Raw genomic sequence first — 4,193 nt, forward strand, 5'->3', positions numbered from 1 at the left:
ACCATCGTGCTGGCGAGTTGAATCGTCCCAAGGAGGCGATAATGGAACGAGCAGTATTTGACCAGAAGTATCGCAAGCGTCTTGAAAAACTGTCCACAACCAATGTCTCTGACGCCCTTGACAAGGCTGGTATCCGGGGAGCGGTGATCGGGATTCGGCCCGTTTTCGGCATGCCGAAGGTGGTCGGTTTGGCTGTGACCATCAAGATTATGGCGGCGGGAATGACAAGGTCAAAGCATCACCTGGGAATTGAGGCCATCGCTTCGGCTCAGAAGGGAGATGTGATTGCCATCGACAATCGTGGGGATATCCAGAACAATTGCTGGGGAGAGATTCTGAGCTGTGCGGCCAAAATGAAAGGGGTCTCGGGTGTCGTCGTAGACGGGGCTGCCAGGGATGTGGACGAGTGTGAGGACATGGGATTTCCCGTGTTTGCCCGTGGGGTTGTCCCCATCACTGCCAGGGGACGCATCATGCAGGAGGACTTCAATTGCATGATTCGTCTCGGTGATGTTCAGGTCAGACCTGGTGATGTCGTGGTTGGGGACATCAACGGCGTGGTCGTGATACCGCCAGAGAAGATCGAGGAAGTGTTGGTCGAGGCCGAAAAAATCATGGAGAAGGAGGCAAACATGAAAAAGGATATCCTGGCCGGTCGCGACATTATGGAGGTGGACAAGAAGTACAGTTATGAACAGATGTTGCAGAAAGAATAGCGCAGTAAGGAGGGCATGCAATGGCGTCCAAAACACTTGACCCTACCTTTGTAAAGAAGTTTGAATCTCTGTCCACCCCCACCATATCTGACGCTCTTGATAGGCTTGGTTTTGCGGGGGGGTGTCAGGGTATTGTACCGATCTGCTCAGGAGTGAAGATGGCTGGGATTGCGTACACGATTCGGTACGTACCCGTGGGTGCGGTCAAAGGGACCGTCGGAGATTACATGGAGGATCTCTCGCCGGGGGATGTGGTTGTCCTGGATAACAACGGCAGGACCGACTGTACGGTATGGGGAGATATTCTGACGGTGACTGCCAAGATGAAGGGCATTGCAGGAACGGTCATAGACGGCGTCTGCCGGGACGTTCACCTCATTATCGAAGAAAAATATCCGATCTTTGCGCGAGGTAGATTTATGATGACGGGTAAGGATCGTGTCATGGTCGAGGCGACGCAGGTCACTGTATCTATCGGAAAGGTTCAGGTTAAGCCTGGAGACGTCCTGGTCGGTGACGATAGCGGAGTGGTAGTGGTGCCTCAGGAAATGGCGCAACAAGTTTTAGAGATTGCACAGGGGATAGAAGAAGCGGAGAATTCAATTATTGATGCAGTGCGTAATGGCATGACCCTGACAGAGGCGCGCGCGAAGTTTGGTTATCACACCTTGCAGTCAAAGGATAGATAGAGTTTAGTTTTAAAAGTATCGCTCACATGGCAAGAATGGGTCAACCACAATCTCTGTAAAGTTGACGGGTTTTTAGAAAGGTGATATTAGGGGTACACCCGCTGCATACCATTATCGATACTCTCAATCTCGCGGAATGATAAACTCCGCCATGATGGGCTGGGAGCTCATTCGGCGGTTAGTTCCTGTCCAAGAGAGGATCAGATGCCTGTAGATCAGACTATACCCTCTGATGTGCTGATCATCGGAGCTGGCAATGCCGGACTCAGGGCGGCCATTGAAGCTGCCGGCCTGGGTGCTCGAACGGTTGTGGTCACCAAAGGTCCCTTTCCAAGTGGTGCCTCCGCAGTGGCCGGAGGTCTGTTACAGGCCAGCTTCGATCCCCATGACAGCAAAGACATCCATTTCCGCGACACCGTTGAGGGAGGTTGGTATCTTAATAATCAAAGACTTGTTCGGATTGTGGTTGATAATGCCCCCGACCGGGTGCTCGACGTTGAGAGGTTCGGACATGTTTTCGACAAGGGAACTGTGGCTCGATACGCGTTAGCTAAGCTCGGAGGCTACTCTGTACCGAGGGGTGTTATGGGAGGTATTAGTGGGAATCTCCAGAAGGTCTTGTTCATGGAAGCTGTACGCAGAGCTGCCGAGTTCCACAATGAGGTAATGATCACCAGGCTCCTTACTGTAGACGCAGCGGTAGTGGGGGCCACTGGACTTGAGATTACGACTGGTCGTTTCCTACTTTTTGCTGGGAAGACCGTGATCCTGGCCCCAGGGGCAGTCGGGAGATTGTGGAAGGTAACTGCAGACACCAAGAGTGCGACCGGAGATGGATTTGCGCTGGCCAGACATGTTGGAACGAAGATGATCAATATGGAAATGGTACAGTACATTCCTCTCACGTTCATCTACCCTGAGTTCGCCAAAGGCAATACGTTGGGGGAGGCCTCGACGGTTGGAAAGGGGACCATTTACAAGAACCGCTACGGTGATCGGTACATGGAGAAGTATGATCCAGAGCGGCTCGAGACCACCACTAGGGACATAGCTGCCCGTGCGAACTATCTGGAGATTAAGGAGGGCAGGGGGACCGATCACGGCGGCATCCTGGTTGATCCTACCCAGGTCAATCCTGAGGACAGCCTTTACAGCAGGGATCGACTCCCTGAGCGCTGGCGGATGCTCTGCGACTTTTATGGCGAGGCAGCAGCAAATCTGCAAGAGCCTTTTGAAGCGAGCCCAGCGGCCCTCTATATCATGGGGGGAATTGAAATAAACGAGAGGTGTGAGACCTCCACGGAGAATCTGTACGCCGTTGGTGAAGCGGCGGCCAATGTTCACGGAGCGAACCGGCTGGGTGGGAATGCCCTTATTGAGCTGCAAGTCTTTGGGAAGATAGCGGGCGAGGAATGCGCTCGGAAAGCAAAGGAATTGTTGATGCGGCCATCTCCCCATGATCAGGTAGAACAGGAATACGGACGAGTCATGGGTCTTTTGGAGAGCAAAGAGGGCAATCAGCCTCTTGTACTGAAGAGGAAACTCCAGGAGTTGATGTGGGATAAGGTAGGCATTGTCAAGAACGGGGTCGAACTGCAGGAGGCTATCGGCGAGATTACGGAGCTCAAGAAAGCAGCCCAGACTTTGCGTCTGCACTGCAACACGAAGGTTTACAATGCGGAGTGGGTTGAGGCCCTAGAAGTATCCAATATGGTCGAAGTAGCTGAAATGATAGCCCGCTCTGCCTTGTTGCGGGAGGAGAGTAGGGGGGTGCACTACCGGACCGATTTTCCCCATCGTGATGACGAGCATTGGTTGAAGGAGACGGTGGTGCAGGAGGTGGAGGGGAGACTGCAGTTGATGACTCAACCTGTGAACCTTATCGAGCTCACACCAACAGGACAGGCGTGATGAAAGACGGTGTGATCAAGGCTAAGATTTTCAGGTTTGATCCTAGCCGCGATGCGGCCCCACGATACGAGACCTACGAGGTCCCCAGGAAAGAGGAGGGCATGCTGGTGGGTGATGTTCTCATGTACATCTACGAGAACATCGATCCGAGCCTTGCTTTTCGGTGGGAGTGTCGAGCCCGACAATGCGGGGCATGCGGAGTGATGATAAACGGTCGCCCCGGCCTGATCTGCAAGGAACGTGCCCCCGACGTGATGCTTTTGGAGCCTTTGTGTGTCCGTCCAGTAATCAGAGACTTGGTCGTCGATATCGGTCGTGTTGCCGATCGGCTGAACCCCTGGTTCGAAATGGAAAAGCCCGGTTCTCAGGAGGCCCAGGTGTTTCCGGAAGAGAATCGGAAGGCCTATCGACAGGCTGAAGCCTGCATCGAATGCTATATGTGCGAAGCCATGTGTGCGGTGAAGAGTACCAACCCTGACGCAATCAAAGAGTTTGCCGGACCACGTAGCTTTGCACGGCTCAGCCGGAACATTTACTACCCCCGGGACGAGGCAGATTGGGTCGAAATTGGCGCAGAATACGGCCTTTTCAATTGCGTTGTGTGTCAATTTTGTAACGAAGTTTGCCCAAAAGAAGTGAATCCTGCTGACATCATCGCTGAGCTCGAATATAGAGTAGTGGGCAGAAACATCGATGTCACTGGGGTACGTAAGGTCAAGGCCTGGACGGACTCCATTAGAAGAACAGCAAGAGCTGAAGGTGTGAGGATACGGTTGAAAGCGAAGGGACTGGGTGCCTTGACTGATGTCTCTCAGGCCGTTCGTCTGGCTCTTAGGAAAAAACTGCCGTGGCCTTTCCGCAGACCGAAGGGTGTCGA

The 4,193-nt window shown here is 53.2% G+C and carries 4 protein-coding genes; all 4 read left to right on the forward strand.

Features of this window, described 5'->3' with window-relative positions; all coding sequences use genetic code 11:
• Nucleotides 1-716, forward strand: a 716-nt coding sequence (locus ACETWG_10805) for an RraA family protein (protein MFB0517074.1), incomplete at its 5' end; no start/stop codon positions are given.
• 20 nt (nucleotides 717-736) lie between these two features.
• Nucleotides 737-1,405 (forward strand): RraA family protein, encoded by a 669-nt coding sequence (locus ACETWG_10810; GenBank protein MFB0517075.1) that lies wholly within the window; start codon nucleotides 737-739, stop codon nucleotides 1,403-1,405.
• A gap of 204 nt (nucleotides 1,406-1,609) precedes the next feature.
• Nucleotides 1,610-3,316, forward strand: coding sequence for an FAD-dependent oxidoreductase (locus tag ACETWG_10815; protein MFB0517076.1), 1,707 nt, complete (start codon nucleotides 1,610-1,612; stop codon nucleotides 3,314-3,316).
• Nucleotides 3,316-4,193, forward strand: an 878-nt coding sequence (locus tag ACETWG_10820) for a succinate dehydrogenase/fumarate reductase iron-sulfur subunit (protein ID MFB0517077.1), incomplete at its 3' end; no start/stop codon positions are given. The genes ACETWG_10815 and ACETWG_10820, both read left to right, overlap by 1 nt.

Source organism: Candidatus Neomarinimicrobiota bacterium, assembly GCA_041862535.1.
Lineage (GTDB): Bacteria > Fidelibacterota > Marinisomatia > SCGC-AAA003-L08 > TS1B11.